Source organism: Blautia coccoides, from assembly GCF_034355335.1.
GTDB lineage: Bacteria > Bacillota > Clostridia > Lachnospirales > Lachnospiraceae > Blautia > Blautia producta.
The window spans coordinates 242,713-266,191 of the sequence record NZ_CP136422.1; the positions used below are offsets into that span (position 1 = coordinate 242,713).

21 protein-coding genes and 1 pseudogene are annotated in these 23,479 nt (G+C 45.3%); 16 read left to right on the plus strand and 6 right to left on the minus strand.

What is annotated here, in order from left to right; translation table 11 throughout:
- Positions 1-50: 50 nt before the first annotated feature.
- The gene (locus tag BLCOC_RS01065; RefSeq protein ID WP_115624084.1) at positions 51-398 is read right to left on the minus strand and encodes a helix-turn-helix domain-containing protein; all 348 of its coding nucleotides are present in this window, start codon (positions 396-398) and stop codon (positions 51-53) included.
- Between the two features lie 516 nt (positions 399-914).
- Here BLCOC_RS01065 and BLCOC_RS01070 point away from each other — a divergent pair.
- The 13 genes and pseudogenes from BLCOC_RS01070 (at position 915) to BLCOC_RS01130 (ending at position 13,885) form a co-directional block, all read left to right on the plus strand.
- On the plus strand, positions 915-1,355 hold the full coding sequence (locus tag BLCOC_RS01070; protein WP_115624085.1) for an RNA polymerase sigma factor: 441 nt from the start codon (positions 915-917) through the stop codon (positions 1,353-1,355).
- The gene (locus tag BLCOC_RS01075) at positions 1,339-1,587 is read left to right on the plus strand and encodes a helix-turn-helix domain-containing protein (RefSeq protein WP_004070604.1); all 249 of its coding nucleotides are present in this window, start codon (positions 1,339-1,341) and stop codon (positions 1,585-1,587) included. Before BLCOC_RS01070 ends, BLCOC_RS01075 begins: the two co-directional genes overlap by 17 nt.
- Positions 1,588-2,027: 440 nt before the next feature.
- Positions 2,028-2,222 (plus strand): DUF6462 family protein, encoded by a 195-nt coding sequence (locus BLCOC_RS01080; protein ID WP_004070602.1) that lies wholly within the window; start codon positions 2,028-2,030, stop codon positions 2,220-2,222.
- 111 nt (positions 2,223-2,333) lie between these two features.
- A complete protein-coding gene (locus BLCOC_RS01085) occupies positions 2,334-2,516 on the plus strand; it encodes a hypothetical protein (RefSeq protein ID WP_004070594.1) in 183 nt (60 codons plus the stop codon).
- Positions 2,517-2,549: 33 nt separating this feature from the next.
- Positions 2,550-3,791 carry a tyrosine-type recombinase/integrase gene (locus BLCOC_RS01090; protein ID WP_004070592.1) on the plus strand — a complete coding sequence of 414 codons (1,242 nt, stop codon included), beginning with the start codon at positions 2,550-2,552 and terminating at the stop codon, positions 3,789-3,791.
- A 167-nt stretch (positions 3,792-3,958) separates the two neighbouring features.
- A pseudogene (locus tag BLCOC_RS01095) lies at positions 3,959-4,441 on the plus strand (lysine--tRNA ligase); the annotation flags it as partial.
- A 165-nt stretch (positions 4,442-4,606) separates the two neighbouring features.
- Positions 4,607-6,460 carry a sensor histidine kinase gene (locus tag BLCOC_RS01100; protein WP_115624086.1) on the plus strand — a complete coding sequence of 618 codons (1,854 nt, stop codon included), beginning with the start codon at positions 4,607-4,609 and terminating at the stop codon, positions 6,458-6,460.
- The gene (locus tag BLCOC_RS01105) at positions 6,438-7,994 is read left to right on the plus strand and encodes a response regulator (protein ID WP_165907195.1); all 1,557 of its coding nucleotides are present in this window, start codon (positions 6,438-6,440) and stop codon (positions 7,992-7,994) included. The genes BLCOC_RS01100 and BLCOC_RS01105 overlap by 23 nt, the downstream gene beginning before the upstream one ends.
- A 182-nt stretch (positions 7,995-8,176) precedes the next feature.
- On the plus strand, positions 8,177-9,505 hold the full coding sequence (locus BLCOC_RS01110; protein ID WP_115624088.1) for an ABC transporter substrate-binding protein: 1,329 nt from the start codon (positions 8,177-8,179) through the stop codon (positions 9,503-9,505).
- Between the two features lie 98 nt (positions 9,506-9,603).
- Positions 9,604-10,506 carry a carbohydrate ABC transporter permease gene (locus BLCOC_RS01115; RefSeq protein WP_115624089.1) on the plus strand — a complete coding sequence of 301 codons (903 nt, stop codon included), beginning with the start codon at positions 9,604-9,606 and terminating at the stop codon, positions 10,504-10,506.
- Positions 10,507-10,517: 11 nt separating this feature from the next.
- The gene (locus tag BLCOC_RS01120; protein ID WP_115624090.1) at positions 10,518-11,381 is read left to right on the plus strand and encodes a carbohydrate ABC transporter permease; all 864 of its coding nucleotides are present in this window, start codon (positions 10,518-10,520) and stop codon (positions 11,379-11,381) included.
- Positions 11,382-11,393: 12 nt separating this feature from the next.
- Entirely contained in the window at positions 11,394-12,743 is a 1,350-nt protein-coding gene (locus tag BLCOC_RS01125) for a sulfatase-like hydrolase/transferase (RefSeq protein ID WP_115624091.1), read from the plus strand.
- A gap of 23 nt (positions 12,744-12,766) precedes the next feature.
- Complete coding sequence (locus tag BLCOC_RS01130; RefSeq protein ID WP_115624092.1) at positions 12,767-13,885, plus strand: anaerobic sulfatase maturase; 1,119 nt, start codon at positions 12,767-12,769, stop codon at positions 13,883-13,885.
- Between the two features lie 74 nt (positions 13,886-13,959).
- Here BLCOC_RS01130 and BLCOC_RS01135 read toward each other — a convergent pair whose 3' ends face one another.
- The 4 genes from BLCOC_RS01135 to BLCOC_RS01150 form a co-directional block, all read right to left on the minus strand.
- Positions 13,960-14,940, minus strand: coding sequence for a uroporphyrinogen decarboxylase family protein (locus BLCOC_RS01135; RefSeq protein WP_165907194.1), 981 nt, complete (start codon positions 14,938-14,940; stop codon positions 13,960-13,962).
- Positions 14,941-14,980: 40 nt separating this feature from the next.
- On the minus strand, positions 14,981-15,964 hold the full coding sequence (locus tag BLCOC_RS01140; RefSeq protein WP_115624094.1) for a uroporphyrinogen decarboxylase family protein: 984 nt from the start codon (positions 15,962-15,964) through the stop codon (positions 14,981-14,983).
- Between the two features lie 35 nt (positions 15,965-15,999).
- Positions 16,000-17,364 (minus strand): C4-dicarboxylate transporter DcuC, encoded by a 1,365-nt coding sequence (gene dcuC / locus BLCOC_RS01145; RefSeq protein WP_115624095.1) that lies wholly within the window; start codon positions 17,362-17,364, stop codon positions 16,000-16,002.
- Positions 17,365-17,688: 324 nt separating this feature from the next.
- Positions 17,689-19,188, minus strand: a complete 1,500-nt coding sequence (locus BLCOC_RS01150; RefSeq protein WP_115624096.1) for a helix-turn-helix domain-containing protein — start codon at positions 19,186-19,188, stop codon at positions 17,689-17,691.
- A 179-nt stretch (positions 19,189-19,367) separates the two neighbouring features.
- Here BLCOC_RS01150 and BLCOC_RS01155 point away from each other — a divergent pair, with 179 nt between their 5' ends.
- Positions 19,368-20,099, plus strand: coding sequence for a creatininase family protein (locus tag BLCOC_RS01155; RefSeq protein ID WP_115624097.1), 732 nt, complete (start codon positions 19,368-19,370; stop codon positions 20,097-20,099).
- A 52-nt stretch (positions 20,100-20,151) separates the two neighbouring features.
- Here BLCOC_RS01155 and BLCOC_RS01160 read toward each other — a convergent pair whose 3' ends face one another.
- Positions 20,152-21,627 (minus strand): alpha-L-fucosidase, encoded by a 1,476-nt coding sequence (locus BLCOC_RS01160; RefSeq protein ID WP_115624098.1) that lies wholly within the window; start codon positions 21,625-21,627, stop codon positions 20,152-20,154.
- A gap of 239 nt (positions 21,628-21,866) precedes the next feature.
- Here BLCOC_RS01160 and BLCOC_RS01165 point away from each other — a divergent pair, with 239 nt between their 5' ends.
- Together BLCOC_RS01165 and BLCOC_RS01170 are read left to right on the plus strand one after the other, a co-directional pair.
- On the plus strand, positions 21,867-22,751 hold the full coding sequence (locus tag BLCOC_RS01165) for an AraC family transcriptional regulator (RefSeq protein WP_115624099.1): 885 nt from the start codon (positions 21,867-21,869) through the stop codon (positions 22,749-22,751).
- Entirely contained in the window at positions 22,736-23,407 is a 672-nt protein-coding gene (locus BLCOC_RS01170) for a response regulator transcription factor (RefSeq protein ID WP_115624100.1), read from the plus strand. The genes BLCOC_RS01165 and BLCOC_RS01170 overlap by 16 nt, the downstream gene beginning before the upstream one ends.
- Positions 23,408-23,479 lie beyond the last annotated feature (72 nt).

Here is a 23,479-nt window from a genome sequence, read left to right on the forward strand (position 1 = left end):
TCAGAATTATCCAGAAATATTCATGAGAAAATTCAGATATTGGGAATATTCTATTCTTTGGGAGATTTGTATGTCCGAAGATAGGCTTCCACAATAGCGAGGATTGTTGTAATCTGTTCCTCTGTACATTGTGACAGATAAACCAACAGCCGCTGGTAGTCGAGGTTGTCTGACGGGGCGGCTGGATAAAAAAACGGATCGGCGGAAATATGTAAGGCTCGTATGAGCTGCCCCAGCTTTTCAAGGCTTGGCACATTTCCATGATTTTCAATTTCCTTGATATAGCGTGAGGAAACACCGGATTTTTCAGCCAGTTCTTCATAGGTCAGTTTCTGGTCGGTTCTAGCCTTCTTCAGACGGAATCCCATTTCCTTGTCAATTTTCTTTTTCCTTGCCATATATGCACCTCCATGTATAGTGTATATTGCACATTTTACTTTGAAAATGCACTAATAAATCACTTTATCAGAGGGGCATAATGCACATAGAAGAATAAAAAGACTTTGGATATTGCATATAAAAAAACGCAGTATCCAGAGGTTTTTTGCGTGGCTTTTATCCTTTGGGTACGTTTAGGGGAATTTATGTGTTCTGAACGGTCTGAGGGATATTTTTTTGACTTAGTGAACCTGTCCGGCTATTGGCGTGGGAAGGTTCTTTTATAAGGTGTTTTACTGGCGGTAAAGCAGAATCTACCCTGATAAGTGAACTATACGCTCCCGTAGCGTGTGGAGAAAACAGAATAACAGATATGAATAACGTCCAGCGGGCATTTTGCCTGTCCGGGCGTTTTTTATATACAAAAAATTTTTACTCCCACCCGAACATCAGCCTACCGCCATTTGGCAGATACAACGGAAAGGGAAAAGGCGTATGCCTTTGTCACGTCACAACGGGGGAGGAGGTGAACTCGTATGAAGAAACCTTCTTGCCATGATGAAATGACAATCAGGCATCGCTTTGACCGCCTGTGCCAGATGTCGCTCAAAGGCGAAGCAATTAACTATTACCGGCACATGGATTACCGCAGGGAACATGAAGCCATGTTTTCTGAACTGTCTGAAAAGGAGCTGAACCAGTTGTTTGTTATGGACGAGTACGGAGTGGAGAACAGTCATTTTACAGTGCATGGATATGACATTGAAGTAAAGGACACCCTGATTGCGGAAGCATTGCAGGCACTTTCGGAACGGAAGCGGAATGTGATACTGCTTTCGTATTTTCTGGAAATGAGCGATGCGGATATAGCAAGGGAAATGAACCTTGTTCGCAGCACAGTCCATGAACACCGGACACGCTCACTGGAAATTTTAAGGAAGATTATGGAGGAAAAAGCAGATGACAAAAAGATGTAGGAGCAGAGAAGAAAAGAATTTGCTGCCTTTCCATATCATAAAGGCAGCATCAGAAGGCGATGTATTGGCAATCAACAAAGTCCTGAAGCACTATGAGGGATACATAATTACCCTGTCCACCCGGAAGATGTATGACGAGGGAGGGCGGCTTCATTATTGTGTTGATGAAACACTGCGCCGGAGGCTTGAAACAAAGCTGATTACAAAGATACTGGCGTTTGAAGCGGTATAACGGGTGGTTAGCTGCCCTTTTCCATAGCTGACAGATTTACAGCGGTGTACCTTGAAAATTGAATACTGTATTGCATACAGGACGTGAGGATATGCAGAGCCACTAAGCAGATGCGCCATGACGTACCTGCCCTGTTTTTTAACAGGGTGAAACGTGAGGAAATGTTGGAACAGGACATTGAAGCGAAGGTAAGGAGCGAACGAGATCGGGCAAAATATGTAGCAGTTACATGGGGCGATGAAGCATATCTGTGATAATGATACTTCCGGGTTGCGGGGAACCGCAATCCGGTCAATGAAATGACGGTGCAAGACCGATGTGGGCGGTGTAATGAGCTGCCACCTGTATTGCAGTTTTTATCTGCTAATAAATGGGGAGAAGTGTATTCTGTCTGTTTATTAGCAGATAAAGCTGTGCAAAGAAATAGGAGGATATTTTTAATGCAGAGAATACCGAAAGCGATTAACAAAAAGAGGTTAGTCAGATATAAAGAAGGCGCAGAAATGTACAGCATGGGAATGAATAAATTTCAGACTTTGGCGAAAGATGCGGGAGCTATATTGAAAATTGATAGAATGGTATTGGTGGATTTGGATGTGTTTGACCAGTATTTGGAATCATTTCGTGTGAAATAGTAAATTTGTGTATATGCAGGAAAGAAAGATTTTTCGTATAACCAAAAATAAGTGTTGACTTTTGGTTAAACTGAAAGTATAATGATTATGAAATGGATGGAGGTGTATATTGTGGCTAGGACAGGCAGACCAAAGTCTGACAATCCGAAAAAAAATCTTATCGGATTGAAGCTGACAGAGGAAGAAGCCGCAAAACTAAGAGAATATGCGTCCAAACATGACATGACCATAACGCAGGTGCTACAAAAGGGGATTGATTTGCAGTATGCAATGGAAGAACCGATAAGTAGCTAGTACGAAATCTCTTTCCTTGAGAAAGGAGCAGAGATGGCAAAATCAAGAAAGGATAATAAAGGGAGGGTTTTAAGAAAAGGCGAAACCCAACGCAGTTGCGATGGCAAATATGTTTATACCTATACCGATCCGGAAGGGAAACGCCGGAGCATATACTCTAAGGACATTATGGAGCTGCGTGAGAGGGAAGAAAAGCTGATTAAAGACCAGTTAGACGGATTGGATACCTATGTAGCTGGCAGTGCAACGGTCAATTTTGTATTTGACAGGTATATATCTACAAAGTCGGAACTCAGGGGAACAACCATGAGGAACTACAAATATATGTATGACCGTTTTATCAGGAAAGGGTTTGGGAAGAAGAAAATTGCAGCGATAAAATTTTCTGATGTGCTTCAATTCTACCAGCATTTACTGAAAGATAAGGAAATGCAGATTAACACATTAGAAACAATTCATACGGTGCTTCACCCAACATTCCAGTTGGCAGTGCGGGATGATATTATCCGTAACAATCCGAGTGACGGGGTTATGGCGCAGATAAAAAAACAGCCGGGTAGAAATCATGGCGTAAGACACGCTTTAACTCTGGAACAGCAGAGAGCTTTTATAAACTATATAGAAAACAATCCTACATATTACCGCTGGACATCTTTGTTTAAGTTCTTGTTAGGGACGGGGTGCAGGATTGGGGAAGCAATCGGGATAAGGTGGGAAGATGTAAATTTTGAAAAACGTATAATCAGCATCAACCACAGTTTGGTTTATTACAGCAGGGAATTTAAGGAACACCCGATGTGTACATTTTCTATATCACTCCCAAAGACAGAAGCGGGTATACGATTTATTCCGATGATGGATGCGGTCTATGATGCACTCCGGGCGGAGCTTGCAGACCAGCAGGAAAATGGATTCAATGAAACGGAGATTGATGGGATGAAAGGTTTTATCTTTATGAACCGTTTTGGATACGTCCACAATCCGCAGTCTATCAACCGGGCAATTAAGCGTATATACGAATCGTACAATGCAGAAGAAGTGGTTAATGCTTCCAAGCAACACCGGGAGCCTGTGCTAATACCACATTTCTCATGTCATCATTTGAGGCATACCTTTTGTTCGAGGTTTTGCGAGAATGAAACAAATTTAAAGGTGATCCAGTCCATTATGGGACACGCTAATATTGAAACCACAATGGACATTTATGCAGAAGTCACCGATGCAAAGAAACAGGAAGCGATTGAAAATTTAGCACACAAATTGGATGTATTTTAGGAAAGAGTCCGGCTAGGACTGACAGAGGGTACGACAACTTGTGCGCCATACGACAAGAGTACGACAAATTCAAGAGTTTTAATCAATGAAACAGCGTTAAATTGCTGTGGTCGAAATACCGAAAAGCGGCTAAATAAAGGGAAATAAGCCATTTTAAATTAAACTGACTTAAAATCCCGACCATGAAGTCACTGGATGCGAAGAAGGGCGAGAACAAGACAGAAAAACCAGCTGAAAAAGCGGTTGTGACAGAGGGAAAAACAGCAGAAAAAATTGACTTTTCCAAGGTGAAGATCGAGCCGTTGTTTGAGGAAATGGTTGATTTTGAAACGTTTTCCAAGTCCGATTACCGTGCCGTAAAGATCAAAGCTTGTGAAGCAGTTCCCAAGAGCAAGAAGCTTCTGAAATTCATTCTGGATGACGGGACAGATACGGAACGCGTGATCTTAAGCGGAATCCATGAGTATTATGAACCGGAAGATCTGATCGGAAAAACAGCCATCGCCATTGTAAATCTGCCCCCCAGAAAGATGATGGGCATTGATTCCTGCGGTATGCTGATCTCAGCAGTACACGAGGAAGACGGAAGAGAAGGGCTGAATCTGCTGATGGTGGATGACCGTATCCCGGCAGGTGCAAAATTATATTGATCGCATCAGGAAACGGATTTATATGACGAATAGAAACAGCACAGAGAATGAGAGGATCATTGCTGTGCTGTTTTCTTTTGGTTATTTGAGTTGAATTTTTAAAGTCCATGGGCTACAATTATTAGGTAAAATAGGGAAGTGATCCAAAAGAACCGGGGAAGACAGATGAAAATAGGAGAAAAGTTTAAAGGTTTACGCATAGGCCAGAAGATATTTTTGTCAAATGTGATATTATTTGTGATTCCATGTGTGGTTCTCTCTGTCGTATTGTTTGGTTTCATAAAGAAAGAGGCCGGGGAAGAGCTGGACCATTCTGAACTGATGATTCTGAATCAAATAGATGAAAGCTATGAGAAGATGTTCCGTGAGATTGTTTCGTACTCCTCCTATTTCTATCTAAATGCGGATATAAACAAGATGCTTTCTAAAAAGGAGTATGACAGTGAATATGATGCCATGCAGGCAGAAAAGAAGATAAAAGAGTATTTTGTCAGCAGCCGCACCATTTACAGTAATATGGAGTACGGGATGAGGCTCATGGGGAGTAACGGATATAACTATACTTCCCTGAATGAGGAGCAGACCACCTGCAAATATCCGGAACTGGACAAGCTGGAACAAGAGCCGTGGTTTGACAGCCTGGAGGAGAGCGGTAATAAAATTCAATACATACCCTGGTATCTCAGCAAGGAACTGCAAAAGACAGACGGGGATACATCTGTCCATGGATTCCGTTACATAAAAAATCTGAACAGCGGCAGATATGTGGGCCTCATGGACATAATCATTGAGCAGGAAAAGCTGAAGTCGCTGATGCTGAATGCCACGCATGAAAATCGGGAAAAGGTAGTTATGCTTGATGAAACGGGAAGGATAATCACAGGGACAGACGAGAGTATCAAAGAAAATACCAGGTTGGACAGGAATATCGTGGACCATCTAAGCAGTGGTGAGGAGGGGGTGTTCCAGGAGAAGATCAGCGGCGCCCTGCGACGTATCTACTTTGTGACCAACAAAACAACCGGGTGGAAGATCATCAGATATAGTGAAGCTGCCAAATCCATCTGGGCAAATAACAGGACGTTTCTTATATTTTTTGGGATTTCCATTGCATATCTGGGACTGGCACTGATCATGTCAGCGTTTAATGCGAAATTTATAAGTAAGCCGCTTACAGAGTTAAAAAAGGATATCCATACCATCTATAAGGGAGACCTCAGTGTAAGGACACAGGTAGGCCCCATGGATGAGTTTGGCGAGCTGAATCTGCAGTTTAATAAGATGATCTCCAGGATCCAGGATCTGATCGATAAGCTGGAGCAAAAGGAGGAGGAAAAGCGGACGCTGGAGATGAAGGCGCTGCAGGAACAGATCAAGCCTCATTTTTTGTTTAATACACTTGCGTCCATACGGTTTTTGATCGAGATGGATATGAATGAGAAAGCGCAGAAGTCATTACTTGCACTAGCCGGTTTATTAAAGGGAACATACTCCGATTACCGTAAATTGATTCCTGTGAAGGAAGAGATCGAGTCAGTGGAAAAGTATCTGATCTTGATGGATAACCGCTACCAGGATACGTTTGACTGGCAGATCAGGATGGATGAAGCCATTCAAAATTGCCAGATTCCAAGAATCTCTGTACAGCCGTTAGTGGAAAACTGCATTTTGCACGGGTTTAACGGGAAGGAAGGTGCAGGTCATATTATCATAGAGGGATGCAGAGAGGGAAATACGGCGGTTATCTGTGTTTCAGATGATGGTTCCGGAGAAAATCTAGAGAAGATACGGGAATTGATCGAAAATCCAATGGTGGAGGAGTCCGGCAAGTTCAGCAGTATTGGCGTACAAAATGTACAGAAGCGTCTGGTGCTTTATTTTGGAACTGCCTATGGCCTGTCGGCCTATAAAAATGGGAAGGATGGTATCAGCATAGAGATAAGGATACCGTTCAGCTATGAGGCGAAAGAACGGAGCGGTAATATGGAGGAAAAAGATGCGGATCATTATAGTGGATGATGAAGGGATCACACGGCAGTGGTTGAAAAAGAAAATAGAGGAGGCCGGGGAAGAGTATCAGGTTGTGGGGATGTTCAGTGATGGAAAGCAGGCTTTAGAATACTGCCAACAGGAAAACATTCATGTGATCTTTACCGATATTATGATGCCGGTGATGGATGGCCTGGAACTGTTGGCTGCTGTTAAGGATCTGCCTCTGAATGTTTATAAGATCATTCTCAGCGCTTATGATGAGTTCCATTATGCCAGGGAAGCCATGCGGCTGGGTGCCAACGAATTTATACTGAAACCTGAGATAACAAAGGAAAAGGTAAAAGAAATACTCTGCGAAGCAGAACAATTTGTCAGGAAACAGGAACAGGAAAATCCCAGGCAGTGGCAGGAGGATATCTTTGCCCTGTGGTTTCATGAACTGCTGGAAGGAAAAAATGAGGCGGATGAGGCATTAACGACAGAGTTTTTCCATGTAAATAAGATTCCGTTGAAGAGGGAGGGCCTGGTCCTTGCAGTCATTTCCCATTCAGATGATGCGGAAGATGAACGGATGACGGAGATCATAAGCATTTTTCTCATGGAACAGCAGGTTACGGGATATTGTATTTCGGGAGGCCAGGGAAAGTATATATTGATATACAATCAGGATATCAGGAATACGAGGGAGATTTTTTTGGGAAAGCTGGCTGAAGTTATTGCAAGACATTTGGGATCCGGCTGTTTTGTGGGGGCCAGCATGGTAAAAAAGGGGTATGGTGCGCTGAAGGATCTATACCGTCAGGCTTTTGTGGCATGGAACAATAAATATTTTTTTGACAGTACGGGGGTTCAGCTATATGACCAGATGACGATTACCCAGAATAAGGATAAATGGTATTACAGTGATGAGATAAAAGAGATCACCCGTTTTTTAGATGCAGGGGAGCTGGACAAAGCCATGGAGAGAACCGGGGCCTTTTTTCGGGAGGCTGAAAGCAGAGACTTTATCTCCCAAAATTATCTGAAGGCTTTAGGGATGGAGCTGCTTTCTGTTTATATAAACAAGGTACAGGGGTATGAGTTGTCGGACCGTGAGATAGCATGTGTGGAACAGGTGCGGGTGAATATGGGGGAGACTTACGCAAAATTTACTTTGTTAAGCCGGGATATTCTCCATTTCCAGAAAGAACTGACAGATATTATCCGAAAGAAAACACAGCAGGGGACGTATTCCGCAGCAGTACAAAAGATAATGGACTATGTGGATATGAATTATCCCGAAAGGATCTCTCTGGAAGAAATATCCCGGGAGGTACACTTGAACCGCACCTATGTTTCCGTTGTCTTCAAGAAGGAGACCGGAAAAAAATTAAGCGATCATATCCTGGATGTGAGACTGAAAGCTTCCCTTGGCCTTCTGCAGGATGGAACGGAATCCGTCCAGTGTATTGCAAAACAATGCGGATTTTTTGATACCTCGCATTTTAACCGTGCCTTCAAGGAGAGATATGAGATGACACCCCTGGAATACCGGAAATTGAATCTAAAGAGGATACAATAAATGTAAATATCATCCTGTTTTCCATAAACAGATGAGCAGAACCCGGCGTGATTGGAAGGAACAACAAAACAGAATGCAATTATATCTAAATCTGAGATATAGTTTTTGCATCCTGTTTTTTTTATACTAATGTCATACAAGATAAATGGTAAATACATTCAAAATGAATGGAGGAGAAAGGCATGAAGAGAAAATTAGCGTTAATGTGTGCTGTATTGGTGGGGGTGTCAACCATACTGGGAACCACAGGGTGCGGCAGCTCGGGCAAGGACGGGGATAACAGCAAGGCGGCGTCAGGCAAGGCCGGTGATGAAACAGCTTCCGGCAGTGAGGAGAAAGCAAAGATCGTGTTCTTAAGAACAGGAACAGACAATGAAAAAAAGGTATACTGGCAGGAAATGATCGAAGGATTCGAGAAAGAATATCCGGGCATCGAGGTAGAGTATCAGGAAAGCCCTGCCGGTGATGATTTTGAGACGAAGTTAAACACCGGGTTTGCATCAGGAACAGCGCCGGATGTCATTAACTTCACCATGGCTTCCATGGGGACCAGGATCCCTCTCGGACAGTATGCGCCCTTAGATGAGTATATGGAAGGATGGGACGGAAAAGAGGATTTCCTGGAAAGTACAATGGTATCCGGGCAGATGGGCGGAAAACAGTACGGTATCCCCGTTTTGCCTGACCCGCGTATCATCATCTACAACAAGGAGATGTTCGAGGAGGCAGGACTTGACCCCAACAGCCCGCCGACCACCTGGGATGAGCTTCTGGAAGCACATAAAAAGCTTGTGAAAAAAGACGGCGATACGGTAGTGCAGACCGGTTTCGGACTGCCTACATCAGGAAGCACTATGCAGCACTTCTTTTCCGCATTTATAGAGCAGAACGGAGTGAAGAATCTTGTGGATGAGGAGACCAATGAGATTTTATGCAACGCGCCGGAGGCAGTGGAAGCGGCAGAGTTCATGAAACAGATCAAGGATGAAGGCATAATTTCATGGGACAGCAGTAATGCAGACCAGAATCCGTTCCAGACCGGACTTGCCGCCATTACCATGGGTGCTGATACTGATTTTAAGAAATGGAGCGACAGCGGATTAGAAGGCAAGATCGCTATGGCACCGCCTCTGAAAGAGACAAAACAGGCAGCGTTCTGCGGCGTCAGTTTTATGTTTATGAGCAGCGAAACCGCACATCCGGAAGAGTCCTGGAAATTCATTGAATACATTTCCAGGCCGGAAAATATGTGGAAACGCTATGAAGAATTTGGCGCAACACCAGTGAGAGAATCCCTGCGTGACCGCTTTATCGAGGCCAATCCGGAAGTGAATCCCGTGATTTTTGAAACAGTAGCCTGCGGTACCGGTTCACCCAAGGTTCCCTATGCCAACTCTGTTTATAACATTATCAACCAGGCCATGGAGGAGATCATGTATGATGTGAGCACGCCGCAGAAAGCGTTGGATGATGCGGCTGCAAAGATTCAGGAAGAAATAGATAATCAATAATAAGTAATAAGGAAGTGCCGGAGAATACAGTGACGGAAACTGATTCTATTGTGTTCTTCGGCCCTTTTTGACTTATTTTTAGGAATGGAGGAAGGAAAATGGCAGGCGCGGCAGCGAAAAAGAGGAAGAAAAGCAGGTATGATACCTGTGCCTATATTATGATTTTTCCAGCATACTTTGTATTTACGGTCTTTATATTGATACCCATAGGTTTTGTGCTTTTTTACAGTGTGACGGACTTTAACTTATACAGCTCCCCCAACATTGTGGGACTGAAGAATTATATCAATTTGTTAAAAGATTCGGATTTTTTGATCTCAGTGAAGAATACCTTGGCGTATACGGTTTTGACTTTGTTTTCCCAGTTGGCGCTGGGACTTCTGATGGCAGTGATGCTATATAGAAAGTCAAAGCTGATTCCTGCGTTTCGGACAGCCTTCTATTTGCCGAATGTCATGTCAATGGTTTGTATGTCAATGGTCTGGCTCTGGATCTATGACCCCACCTATGGATTGCTGAATTCTATTTTAAAATTATTCGGGGCCTCCACCAGACAATGGCTCCAGGACCCCAAAATGGCCATGGGCTGTATCATTATCATGAGTATATGGAAGGGCTGCGGGTATTCCATGGTCATCTTCCTGTCGGGACTGACTTCTATACCGGATTCCTTATATGAAGCCGCGTCTCTGGACGGGGCAAACGGGATCAAAAAGTTTCTTCACATTACCTGGCCCTTGTTAAAGCCCACCACATTCTTTCTGCTGGTTACCGGGATCATGAACAGCTTCTCCGTATTTGAGCAGATAAACCTGATGACAAACGGAGGACCGCTGAATAAGACCACCACCATTGTTCATCAGATATACCGGCGCGGCTTCCTTGAATTTAAGATGGGCTATGCCAGTGCTATTTCTGTAGTTTTACTGCTGTTTTCGCTGTTGATCACAATAGGCGTGTTTAAGTTCGGCGGCAGTGGTCAGGATATTGATGTTTCATAAGGAGGAGCGCTATGAGAAAACAGAAATATGGCCATAAGATATGGATCCTATGTATGACATTAGCAACGCTGGTCATGATAACACCCATCATCATGATGGTCACAACATCATTTAAGACAATGGAAGAGATCAAGTCTCCGGTCTTTCACCTGCTTCCGGAAAAGTTTTCTTTTGTGAACTATATAGATGCACTTAACGGCGCGAACTGGGTGATCTACTTCAGAAATTCGGTCTTCATAACCCTGGCGGCGGTATTGTTTTCCATACTGTTTAACTCCATTTCCGGCTTTGCTTTTGCCAGGCTTAAGTTTAAAGGCTCAAAGGTCCTGTTTATGTTCATCCTCATCGGACTGATGATGCCGCCCCAGGTTACCATGCTTCCCACCTTCCTGATCATGGCAAAATTTCCTCTGGCAGGGGGAAATGATCTTTTGGGTGCGGGGGGCACCGGACTGATCAATTCTTTTGCGGGACTGATCATTCCCCTGGTCTCCGGATCTTATGGTATATTCCTGTGTAAGCAGTTCTATGAGAATTTCCCCAAGTCTCTTGACGAGGCAGCGGAAATAGATGGATGTAATAAATGGCGTACCTATTTTACCATCTATCTGCCAAACTCCAAAGCCATCATTGCAACTCTGGGCCTGACCAAAAGTGTGGCTGTATGGAATGACTATATGTGGCCGCTGATCATGACGAACTCAGACGGAATGAAAACAGTGCAGCTGGCGCTTACAATGTTCAAGAGTGACGGGTACATACTCTGGAACCAGTTGATGGCAGCGTCTGTTATCGTAGTGATACCTATGGTGATCATCTTCCTGTGTGCCCAGAAATATTTCGTGCAGGGGATTGTGACTTCGGGATTAAAGTAAAGGAGAAGGATCATGGACAGACCAAATATTATATTTTACTTCACGGACCAGCAGAGGGCCGATACCTTAGGATGTTACGGACAGAGATTGGAGATCAGCCCGAATCTTGATCTTTTGGCATCAGAGGGCGTTATGTTTGAAAATGCTTTTACTGCCCAGCCGGTATGCGGGCCATGCCGGGCTATCTTCCAGACAGGAAAGTATCCCACGGAATTAAACTGTTACAAGAATGGGCAGGCCCTTCCGCGGGATGTGAAAACAGTGGCGGATTATTTCGATGAGGCGGGATATGAGACTGCTTATGTGGGGAAATGGCATCTGGCAAGCCAAGGTGCCGCTGCGGATTATGAGCGGAAGGCCATTCCCAGGGAGCGCAGAGGCGGGTATCAAGGATTTTGGCGGGCTGCTGATGTACTGGAGTTCACGTCCCACGGATATGACGGGTATGTATTTGATGAAAATATGAATAAGTGCGAATTCAAAGGATACCGTGCGGACCGGATCACAGATTTTGCATTGGAGTTTATAGAGGGGCAGGAACATACAAAGCCGTTCTTTTTGACCATATCCCAGATTGAGCCGCATCATCAAAATGACCGCGCATGTTATGAGGGACCGAAAGGGTCGAAGGAGAGATTTAAAGATTTTGAGCTTCCGGGTGATCTGCAGGCATTGGGCGGTGACGCGAAGGAGATGTACCCGGATTATCTGGGATGCTGCAGAAGTCTGGATGATAACCTGGGCAGGATCATGGAGGCGCTGAAAAAGAAGGGCTTATATGAGAATACCATTCTTGTTTTTGCCTCGGATCATGGCAGCCATTTTAAGACCAGGAATAAAGACAGGCATCTCTGCGGCGGTGATGACTATAAGCGTTCCTGCCATACAGCCTGTCTGCGGGTTCCGCTGGTGATCTCAGGTCCGGGTTTCCGGGGCGGCAAAGTGGTAAAGGATATTGTCAGCACGGCGAGCCTTCCAAAGTCTCTTCTGGCTATGGCAGGTGTTTTGGTGGGTGACTGCATGATCGGGGAAAACCTGAAACGGATCGCAGACGGACATACAGACGGCAGGGCGAATCTGGCTTTTGCCCAGATCAGTGAAAGCAGGGTGGGGAGATGTATCCGGACCGAAAGGTATCTCTACAGCGTTTTTGCGCCGGGGAAAAACGGATGTGACCATAAGGGCAGCAGTTATTATGAGGAGGATTTCTTCTATGATCTGCAGGAAGACCCGTTTGAGCTGCATAACCTGGTGAGAGACGACAGGTATCAGGCAGTACGGCGGGAACTGGCAGAGATACTGCGGCAGGAGATGAGCAAGGCAGGAGAAGAACCGCCTGTGATCGCTCCGGTGTCAGATTAAAAATATGGAAAGGGGTGGACAGGATGCCGCCGGTAAGTGTTTTGATGAAACCAGCTTCCAGTATGTGCAATATGAAATGCAGTTATTGTTTTTACTGTGATGAGGCGTGTAAGCGTAAGACGAAATCTTATGGCTTCATGTCAGAAGAGACATTAAAAAATGTGATACGGAAAACCATGCTGCGGGCGGACCAGTCCATTTCCTTTACCTATCAGGGCGGAGAGCCGACACTTAGGGGAATGAATTTTTTTAAAAAGGCGGCAGCACTGGAACAGCAATATAATAAGAAGAATCTGATGATACAGCATTCTTTTCAGACAAACGGATATGCTGTGGATGAAAAGTGGTGCCGTTTTTTTAAAGAGAATGATTACCTGGTGGGACTTTCTGTGGATGGGACAAAGACAATCCATGATGCTTGCCGGAGGGATGCGGCGGGAAAGGGAACCTATGACTGCGTTGTCCGGGCGGCAAAGCTGATGGATGAACACGAAGTGCCGTATAATATACTGACTGTGGTGACTTCTTCTGTGGCCCGTAATATCAAAGAGATTTATTATGATTATAAAGAAAAAGGCTGGAACTATCAGCAGTACATTGCCTGCCTTGACCCTATTGGGGAAGTACGCGGCAAAGCCTCATATTCCCTTACCCCAAAGTTATACGGACAGTTTTTGATTGAGCTGTTTCAACTGTGGTACAGGGATGTGAAAAGGGGAAAACAGCCATATATTCGTCAGTTTGACGCCTGGGTGGGCATGATGGCCGGATATATGCCGGAGTGCTGTGACCAGAGAGGCGTATGCGGAATACAGAATGTAGTGGAAGCTGACGGGAGTGTATATCCCTGTGATTTTTATATGATGGATGAATATTATCTGGGTAATTTTAATCATGACCGGCTTGAGGATATTGACTGCAGGAGGAGAGAAATACAATTCACAGAAAAATCCCTGGAAATGAAGGCAAAATGCCGTGAGTGTAAGTATTACCGGCTGTGCAGAGGCGGATGCAGACGGAATTTTGATTGGGATGGAAATACAGGGACGTATGAAAACTATTTCTGTGAAAGTTATAAAATGTTTTTTGAAGTGTGCGGAGAAAAACTGAAAGAGCTGGCAGGTTATAACACGAATATTTAAGCGGGTATAAGGACAGACAGGGCTGTTGGAAAATGAATATATGTGAAATTCATTTCCCTGCAGCCCTTTTTTCTTTACTTATTATAGTATTGATGACCATAAATCCTGGCTTCATCCCTGATGATCCTCACGGTTTCCGGAAAAGCATCCGTGGCACCGGATTCCCAGAAGACATAACGTCCGCCGGGGGCATAGGTGTCAATGGCAAGACGTACAGACGCCCGGATCTCTTCCTCAGTGGAATCTTCCTGGTTTCCCGGTCCAAAGGCATCCCAGCCGCCTATGGCTGTCATACTGTATTTTACTTTTGCGCGGTTAATGTCATTGAAGACCTGGAAAGGCTGGATCACTTTAAATCCTATCTCTGCATAATCCCCGATAATGGCTTCAATATTACCGTCCACGTGGATTTCCGGATAGGCACCAATCTCCAGAATCGCGTCAACGACTCTTTTTTCTACTGGTTTGATCAGCTCCCGGAATGTTTTGGGAGAGATCAACAGGCCTTTGTGGGTGGCAACATGATCCTGGACCATGATCATATCCGGCTTCAGATATTTACAGGCATATTTAAGAGCTTCAATATAAAAGTCTGCCAGAGCATTCAGCAGCTCAAAGCTGGCTTCAGGTTCCTCCACAAGAGAGGCCAGCGCGTTTTCAAAGCCCATCATGTAATGCATTTGTTCCCAGAGCCAGGCTCCTGTATAATTAATGGCCTGCCCAGGCTTTGTGAGTTTATTCCTGACAATATTAGCATCCTCTTCCCAGTCAATGGCTGACAGGTCAATGTCGGGCATGATCTCTTTCCACTTTGTTATGTCTTTCAGCCGGAATCCCCCTTGTTTGGTATGATTCACCATGGGACCGTCTATGGTACTTGTAAATTCTGTTCCGAACACATCAACCATAAGCCCTGTTTTGGGATCTTTTTTTCTGCCGATGGCAACTGAGGAGACAAAAGAACAGGCATCCATAAAAGAGGGGACCCACTGGGGTGTCCTGCCTTCCAAAACAAGATGCAGGTTTTCTTTTTCTGTTAACTCTTTTTTACTCATATGAATATCCACCTCACATATCAATGATTGTTTTTTCTGTTCAATATCTGTATTCACGTCTGAAGTTGTCAATCTCCTCATTGATCACAGATGTTCCCCACCAGTTCACATTTCCTATGACACTGGCAGGTACGGTAAAGTAACAGCCGTTTCCGGCACAGGAGAGAAGAGTATTGCGGACATCCTCCCGCAGCTGGGCCTCTGTAAGCCAGCCAGCCGCGTCTGCCACCTGATAATCCGGAATGTTCAGACTCATGTGGTAGTTTAGGCGGTTACCGGTGTGTTTTCTGAGTTCCGGAACATTATTGATATGCATTCCCTGCCAGCTGTCAACGCCAATTTCTACAAAATCATCAATGATCGGTTCAATGATGCCGCAGGAATGCTGTTCATAGAAGACCCCCTTACTATGGCACAACTCTACGATTCTTTTTGTATGTGGTTTGATAAGGCGCCGCCAGAGGTCAGGCTGCATCTGCATGGCTTGCTGGGTTCCATAATCATCATGCTGGCGGATAATATCCGGTTTATAATACATGATCACTTTCTCGATCAGTTTATACTTATAATCTCCAATGGCATCGATGAGGTCTTTTGCGTCCTCCGGTTCATCCAACAGGGCGATCATTGCTTCTTCCATACCCATGAGTGAGTGATACCTCTCATAAATGCCGCATTGGATCAATATACTTACCAGCATGTTTTCACGGATCTCATCACTGATAAAGTCCAGACGGGCGGCCTTTTCCCAGTCCATATGCTCAACATCAGGGATTTTGACCTGCTCCCGCCATTTTGTTATGTCTGTGAGCACATAGGGCGCGCGCGGAACGCTGTAAGTCCCAATCAGTTCATCATAGCTGTACTGTACCCCAAACCAGTCAGTCGTTCCATCCAGGATTGGTCTTTCCGCGAATCCCAGAATAGGATGGTGAGTGTACAGGCCTTTGGATAAATCCGGAAAATGGTCCGGTGTTTTATGTGCGTAAAAGCAGCGTATGTTTTCTTTTTCTGTGATATTCATAAATTTATTACCTCCTTTGGCTTAATTATCTGGTATTAAAGAATGATCAGTGAAAAGATAAAGGTCAGTGCATACATTAAAAATTCCGGTACTGCGCAGCGGACTAATATCTGGTTGAACTTGGACTGGCTTTCCCTTGTGACATACTGCATATGGGGACTTGTCCCTAAGTTGATACAACGTGCGCCATATGCAAGCTGCATAGGCAGTATAGCCGCGTAAGGGCTGATCCCCAGAGATGCCGCAATGCCTAAAAGCTGAGGTGCAAGGGTGATGCCCATAACACCGCCGTCACCCAGCATGAGACAGGCCATATACATCAGCAGGCCAAACAGGATCAATAGTATATAACCGTTAAATCCTGCGTTCAGGGCTGTATTGATAAGGAAGGTAAAACCATTAAGTCTGCCTAACATGCTGGCAAAGAATTGTACGCAGATGATCAAAGTGAGCAGGTTGCTGAAAGCAGTCCCCATCCCGGTAAACCAGCTCAATATATCATTGAAGCAGGAGCGGAGCTGTTTTTTTCGCAGCATCTCGATAACAGCTACCAAAATGACAGAGATCACAACAGCGCCCATTACGCTTAGAGAGATTCCGGTGTGGAACAGGGGGCTGAATGCCAATATAAGGATCAGCGGAAGCAGCGGCAGAACAGCATAGAACTTGGGCAGGGGCTCTGTTGTCTGTTCTTCCTCTTTGTCCGGTCTGTGTTCTCCGAATTTATACCCGGAACGTTTGTCAATAAACTGCAGTACAAACCCGGACAACAATGCCACAATGATCAAAACAATAGGAACGACTCTGATGGAAGCATTCAGAAAATAATCCGGAACGGAGAATCCCTCGATCCCTGATGTCATCTGGGCGATCACGAAGTCCGCCGGTCCCCAGTCAAAGCAGGTACCCACAAAAATTGCGGCGATAGCACTCTGCCTGCTCATACCGGCCCGGGTGAGCGCCGGATATAAGGTAGTCAGCACCAATGCCATAATAGCAAATGCGGAAACAATGGCTATACGCATTAACCCGCAAAGCATGATCGCCAAAAATGTACCGATAAAATACGGGTTTTTTGCGTGTGCGATCGGCCTTGCGATTAGCTGTCCCAATACCTGTGAGGAATTGATCTTGTTCATGTACACAGAGTACGCATAAATCGGTATTACGGACATACCTGTGGAACTGAAATTAGAGATAAATGTTTCCTTTAACGCTTCAAATATATCCAGATAGATATTACCGCTGGATGCGTTTGCGACGGATGTTTTCGTTACAACCGTAATGGCGAAAGCCAGGCCCAGTCCCATGAAAAGAAATACAAGCTGTGTGTTGAAATTTTTGTTTATCAGAAAAATACAGATAGCAATTAAGACAATGGTTATAATAAGATTCAGCATTTACATCCCCCTTTCTCTTTTATCTTGGAATTTTGGTGTCCTTGAACCCATAAGGCCAGTACAATATTTGATCTTTACTGCCACCTCCTCTTTTGAAGTCTTTGACTTTCCGGCTTTGATGTTTTCCCGCATAAACATGTTATCTCTTTTCTTTTTCTTAATTCCATTATAACAACTACATTTTTCTCCGTATACGTCATAGTTCTACAAATTAACGCGGTGATTTTGTCATTTTCTATCAATAATTTTAAAGAGAAATAAATTAATAAAAAAAACCGCCATTTAAATAAAATGGCGGAAAATTTATCTTGCAACTCTGTGAAATTAAATATTATTATCCCAAAATGAGGATAAACCGTGCAGCAGCATGGAGGATAGAAGGATCAAACGGCTGGAGGGAGAATCAATATCATTGGAGATGATCTCCCGGATCTTGGAAATGCGGTATTTTACCGTATTACGGTGAAGTCCCATAATAATAGCCGCATCGGTCAGATTTCCGGCACACAGAAGAAAAATAAACAGCGTATACAAATTGTCGGTCGGATACTTTCGGTCCATTTCAGAGAGATGTAGTATGTCGGGGTGTATCCAATACTGTAGATCCGTATCCCGGGTTGTATTCTCGATTTGCTTCAGCATTATCTGTTCTGCAGAGATTATGGAAAAGTTTTCTGTCTGTTCCTGCGCGTAGCCTAAGGCGATGCCTGCCTGTTTATAAAATGGAAGAAAATCCTCCAGACCCCGGAAGGGAAAGCTGCATCCCACATAACAGGACATGAGATAAGGAAATTCCCGGATGTGTTTTAGCAGTTTATCTGAGTGAATTCCTTTGCTGCAGTTAAATATAGCGGTAAGTTCGCCGTGAATGAACAAGCAGCAGCAATTGCCGATCTTCTGCTGTATCTGTTTGCCGATGCGCATCAGGTACGCGTAAGGCTGTGTAACGGATAAATGTTTATACATCATGCGCATGACTAAAAAATAATCTTCATCTGACCAATCCATGATTGAGAGCACATAGGATAATTCTTCTTTGTCGAGGGATTCATTTATAATGCTGTTTTTCAGAAAGGTACCTAATACGGAATCCGAGATATAAAGTCCCTGATATCTTAACAGACATTTTTCAAGATATTTCTGAAGGATTTCCAGTAAAAAAATATCGCAGTCCCGAAATCCGTTCTTGCCCTCAAATGCAAAAACAATGCCCTCTCTCTGTCCTTTTACCAGCAGGTTTGCTTTAAGGGCCCGGGTACCGTCCGCGTTAAGCGCAAGCTGTGGTTCATGGCTTGCCAGAAAGACAAATGCGTTTGCGTCATTTGCAAAAAAAAGATTATCCTCCATGGACATGTATCCGGTTTGTATTAAATTTTGCAGGACCGGATACATACTGAGATCCTGGACATGACTGCTGGCTGTAAGCAGCTTTGTATCCGGACGGACCACGGCGATTGGATAGGGGAGTACCGGTTTACATGCGTCAACCAGACACTGCAGCGGTTCTTTGCAGTCTATGGATTCTTCCAATGTCTTTAACCATTGACTGTAAGACTCAAAACACTCGTGCACTACATTAACAGATTCAAACAAATTTATCCCAGGCAGAAAGATCCGGTCATCTTTACAGCGCAGAAGGGAACCTTCCCGGTCTTCATATGCAGTGTTCCCTGGTTCCACGTATAACGTGTTTTCCTCCATGCTGCCTTTATCCGGCCGGATCCGTATTTTGCTGAATTTTAAAGGAGGATCACTTATCCTTGACTCAGCCTTAATATGCCGTTCTGTTAAATAATCTTTCATGATTAGTAAATTAAGATCCATATATCCGCCACACCCTCCTTATTGTTAAAATAAGTATACGGAATTATTGATAAGGTGTAAATGGAAATACGAAAATTAGCCCGGATTATATCTTGAATGCTGCGTCATTAAGTTTTATGATAATATTATACGAAACATAATAAAAAAGAGTAAGGGGTCAATCAGGGAGGAACTGACATATGATAGAAAAAGTTTTGTACGAGGAATTATGCCCCGCGGAATTTAAGGAACGGCTGCAGACCTGCCCTGTGGCGTATCTGCCGCTGGGGACTTTGGAATGGCATGGGCCTCATCTTCCCCTGGGAGCGGATGGAATCCAATCGCAGGAATTGTTTATGCGGGCGGCGCGGAGAATTGGCGGGATCGTTCTGCCTAAGCTCTTTCTGGGGCCGGACCGGTTTTACAGGGACCCGGAGAGGGAGCTGTATGGGATGGATATCTGTACAGGGGGCGCCATCGTGCCTTATGAAATGCAGCAGCTTCCGGGAAGTGCGTACTGGATGCCGGATGAGGAATACCGCAGTATGATCCTGCGCATTGGCGCCAACTTATCCAGGGCCGGATTCACCATCCTGGCAGCCCACGGCCATGGGCCGTCTATCCGGCAGTTTGCGGCACTCAAAGGGGAGCTGCGGGATACGTGCGGCTTGATCGGGGTGACTGCCTTTGACTTCGTGGAGGATGACAGACTGAGGTTTCAAAATGACCATGCGGCAGCCAATGAAACGTCCGTTACCATGGCAGTAAGGCCGGAACTGGTGCAGCTTGAGCGGATCCGGGACGGCGGGGAGCCGCCTGTGGCTGTGGCAGGAGCCGACCCGGGAAGGTATGCTTCCCGGGAGTATGGAGCGGAAATACTGGAGACAAACGTGGATGCCCTGTGCAGGGGCATTGAACAGCTTCTGAAATAAAAATATCCTGCCGCACAGTCCGCTGAGACGGTCTGTACGGCAGGATATATCGCTATCTCATTGTGATCTTAAACACCACCGGTTTATCGGTTCTGACATTCCGGGTCTCAATCTCCAGCCCGTTTTCCGTATGTTTCCACACCGGAGTCTCCTCAAACCCCAGCACATCCACCGCATCGATGATACCATGAAACTTCGGAAGACAGGAGGCATCCTGTTCAGCCAAGGATCTTATGGTTATGTGCCCGTCATGGGGATAGCTCAGACAGATGGCATACAGATGAGATCCATTTACGGTGAAGCGGAAATCCTCTTTTGTAAAAACCTTATCCTTCCCATCCGTGAACTGCCCTTCCTCCACTATAGTAGGACCTTCCGCCGCGGTGCGCCAGACATGGGAGCCATAGATCGCTTCCCCGTTGGCCTCCAGCCATTCCCCGATCTCAAGAAGGACAGCGGTATCTTCGGCTGATATGGTCCCGTCCGCTTTTGGCCCCACATTCAAAAGGAGGTTTCCGTTTTTGCTGACCACATCTGCCAGGTCACAGATAATATCCTTTGCCTTTTTAAAATCATTGTTTTCTGTATAACACCAGGAATTTTTCGCAATAGCCGTGTCGGTCTGCCAGTAAAACGGCTGGACATTTGCAAATTGTCCCCGTTCGATATCTACAAGGGCGGTGCCGAACATAAAGGCATCATGCTTGTAGGCAATGAGGACTTCCTCATTCCATTCCACTGCCCGGTTGTAGTAATAAGCCGCTATTTTTTGGAGATAAGGTTTGGCGCTGCTGTGCTGGATCCACCAGTCAAAATACAGCTCTTTTATCTGATAGCGGTCAATCAGTTCACAAGTCCGGATCATCCAGTCCTCCAGGAAGTCTTTTGTGGGAACCGGTTCACTGAACAGGTCCTGGTGGTCACCCTCCGGCATGGCGGGCCAGTAAAAGTCCCCTTCTTTTTCCGCATCTGTGATATCGCTCTCAAAATCCTTCCCGTGTCCCATAAAGAACCAATGCTCTATGCGGTGGGTAGAAGCGCCGTTTACAAGTCCTCTTTTCCCCATCTCCTCCGTCAGTTCCCCTAGTACATCGCGTTTCGGCCCCATTTCGTAAGCGTTCCAATGGGAAATGTCGCTGCGGTACATCTGAAAGCCGTCATGATGTTCTGCCACAGGCACAACATATCTGGCTCCTGCTTTCCGAAACAGGTCAGTCCATGCGGCGGCGTCAAAATGTTCGGCTTTGAACAGGGGGATAAAATCTTTGTAGCCAAACTCTTTCTGGCTGCCGTATACTTGCTGGTGATGGCGGAATTCAGGGCTTCCCTGAATATACATATTTCTGGAATACCATTCATTTCCAAAGGCGGGAACACTGTACACACCCCAATGGATAAAAATACCGAATTTGGCATCCCTGAACCATTTGGGAGTCCGGTGCTGTGACAGAGAATCCCAGTTGTCCCGGTAAGGTCCTTTGGCAATCACATCTTCAATCTGCTGTAAATAAGCTTTTTTACTGTACATAGGCAATTCTCCTTTAGATGGCCATATTTTACGGCTGCCGCGTGCACGGCTGTTTGTCTTTATTGTAAAACAGTGATAAACAAATAAGAAGACAGAGCAGCGTCAAGTTCCATAGGGAAATGTCGTTATTTCCAGAATAACTGTCCCGGAAACAGAGAAATAGTTTCCATATCTCCGTTAATTCGGTATAATATAGGAAACGTAACGACTTCGGGAGATATCCCAAAAGGAGAACAACAATGGCGGATGTAAATTATAAACTCAGCCTAGAGGGCATCCAATTCCATATAGTGTCCGTCGGAAGAGGAAACACCGGACATATCAAAATGCATTCCCACAGTATTGCCAGTTATGAGATCCATTATATAGAAGCAGGACAGGGCGTGCTGCGCCTTCGCAGAGATGAATATACGCTGAAACAAGGGACTTTTTATCTGACAGGACCGGGTATTGCCCATGAACAGATCACAATATCCGAGGAACCTATGAGGGAGATCGTAATGTATTATACGGTTCCCCTGGTCTGCGGGGGCGGGGAGAACCGTAAAAGCCATAAAAAGAGGGAGCCATGGCTGGAACAGCTCCTCAGCCAGCGGTTCTGGATCGGTGAGGGGCCGCGGGAGGTTTGGGAGCCGTTTAAGCGGATCATCTGCGAGATACAGGAGAAACTGCCGGGTTACCGGACACTGGTGCCCTTTTTGGCCGGTGAGCTGTTCATTTCTCTGGGAAGGCTGTATCAGACAGGGACCATGGATACCGGTGATACCTATGTTCCCTGTTCGGATGAAGCAAAGTACCTGCAGATAGAGCGGATTTTTCTGGATGACCCGGTGCATATCACGATCCGGGAGCTGGCAAAGGAGCTGGGGCTGAGTGTGCGCCAGGTACAGCGCCTGATGAAGAGCCATTACGGCATGACCTTCCGGCAGATGCAGATGGAAAATAAACTGGAACTTGTATGCCGAATGCTTGAGGAAAAGGAAAATTCCCTGGAGGAGATAGCAGAGCGGACCGGGTTTTCTTCGGCGGATTATCTTGGATACTGTTTCAAACAGAAATACGGTATACCGCCCGGAAAATACCGGAGGAAAGAGGAGGAGAGTGTTTCATGGCAAAAATACTGATCATTGAGGATGATACAAATATAAATAATATGGTCTCAGAATATCTGAGCGGCAATGGATATGCGTGTACACAGGCATTTTCAGGGAGCGAAGGTTCTCTCAGATTCTCCATGGAGGAGTTTGATCTGATCCTTCTGGACCTTATGCTCCCGGGTATGACAGGGGAGGAGCTGATCAGGATGTTTGCGGGAAAAGTCCCGGTCATTGTCCTTTCCGCGAAAAATGAGCTGGACAGCAAGGTGGAGCTTCTCACCGCTGGGGCTAATGACTATATCTGCAAGCCCTTTGATCTAAAAGAACTGCTTGTGCGGGTCCAGGTACAGCTCCGTTCCCTGCCGGCTTCAAAACTGCCGGATGCCCAGACAGAACTGCACTATAAAGACTGGATCCTTGACCCGGAGACCCGGGAAATGACGGCAGCCGGTCAGCCTGTGGAACTGACACTGCATGAATTCCGCATACTTGAACTATTGATGAAGCATCCGAAGAAGGTATTTACGAAACAGCTTATATATGAATACGCCTGGGAGGAAGCGTATTTTGTGGAGGACAAGACCATCAATGTCCATATCAGCAATATCCGCTCCAAGCTGAAACCAAGCGGGACGGATTCCTATATACAGACTGTCTGGGGAATGGGCTTTAAACTTTCTTAACCTTTCCTTTTCGCTTTTTACAATCTATGCCTTTATACTTGAATTTGTAAAGAGGAACTGCTTTAGCAAGAA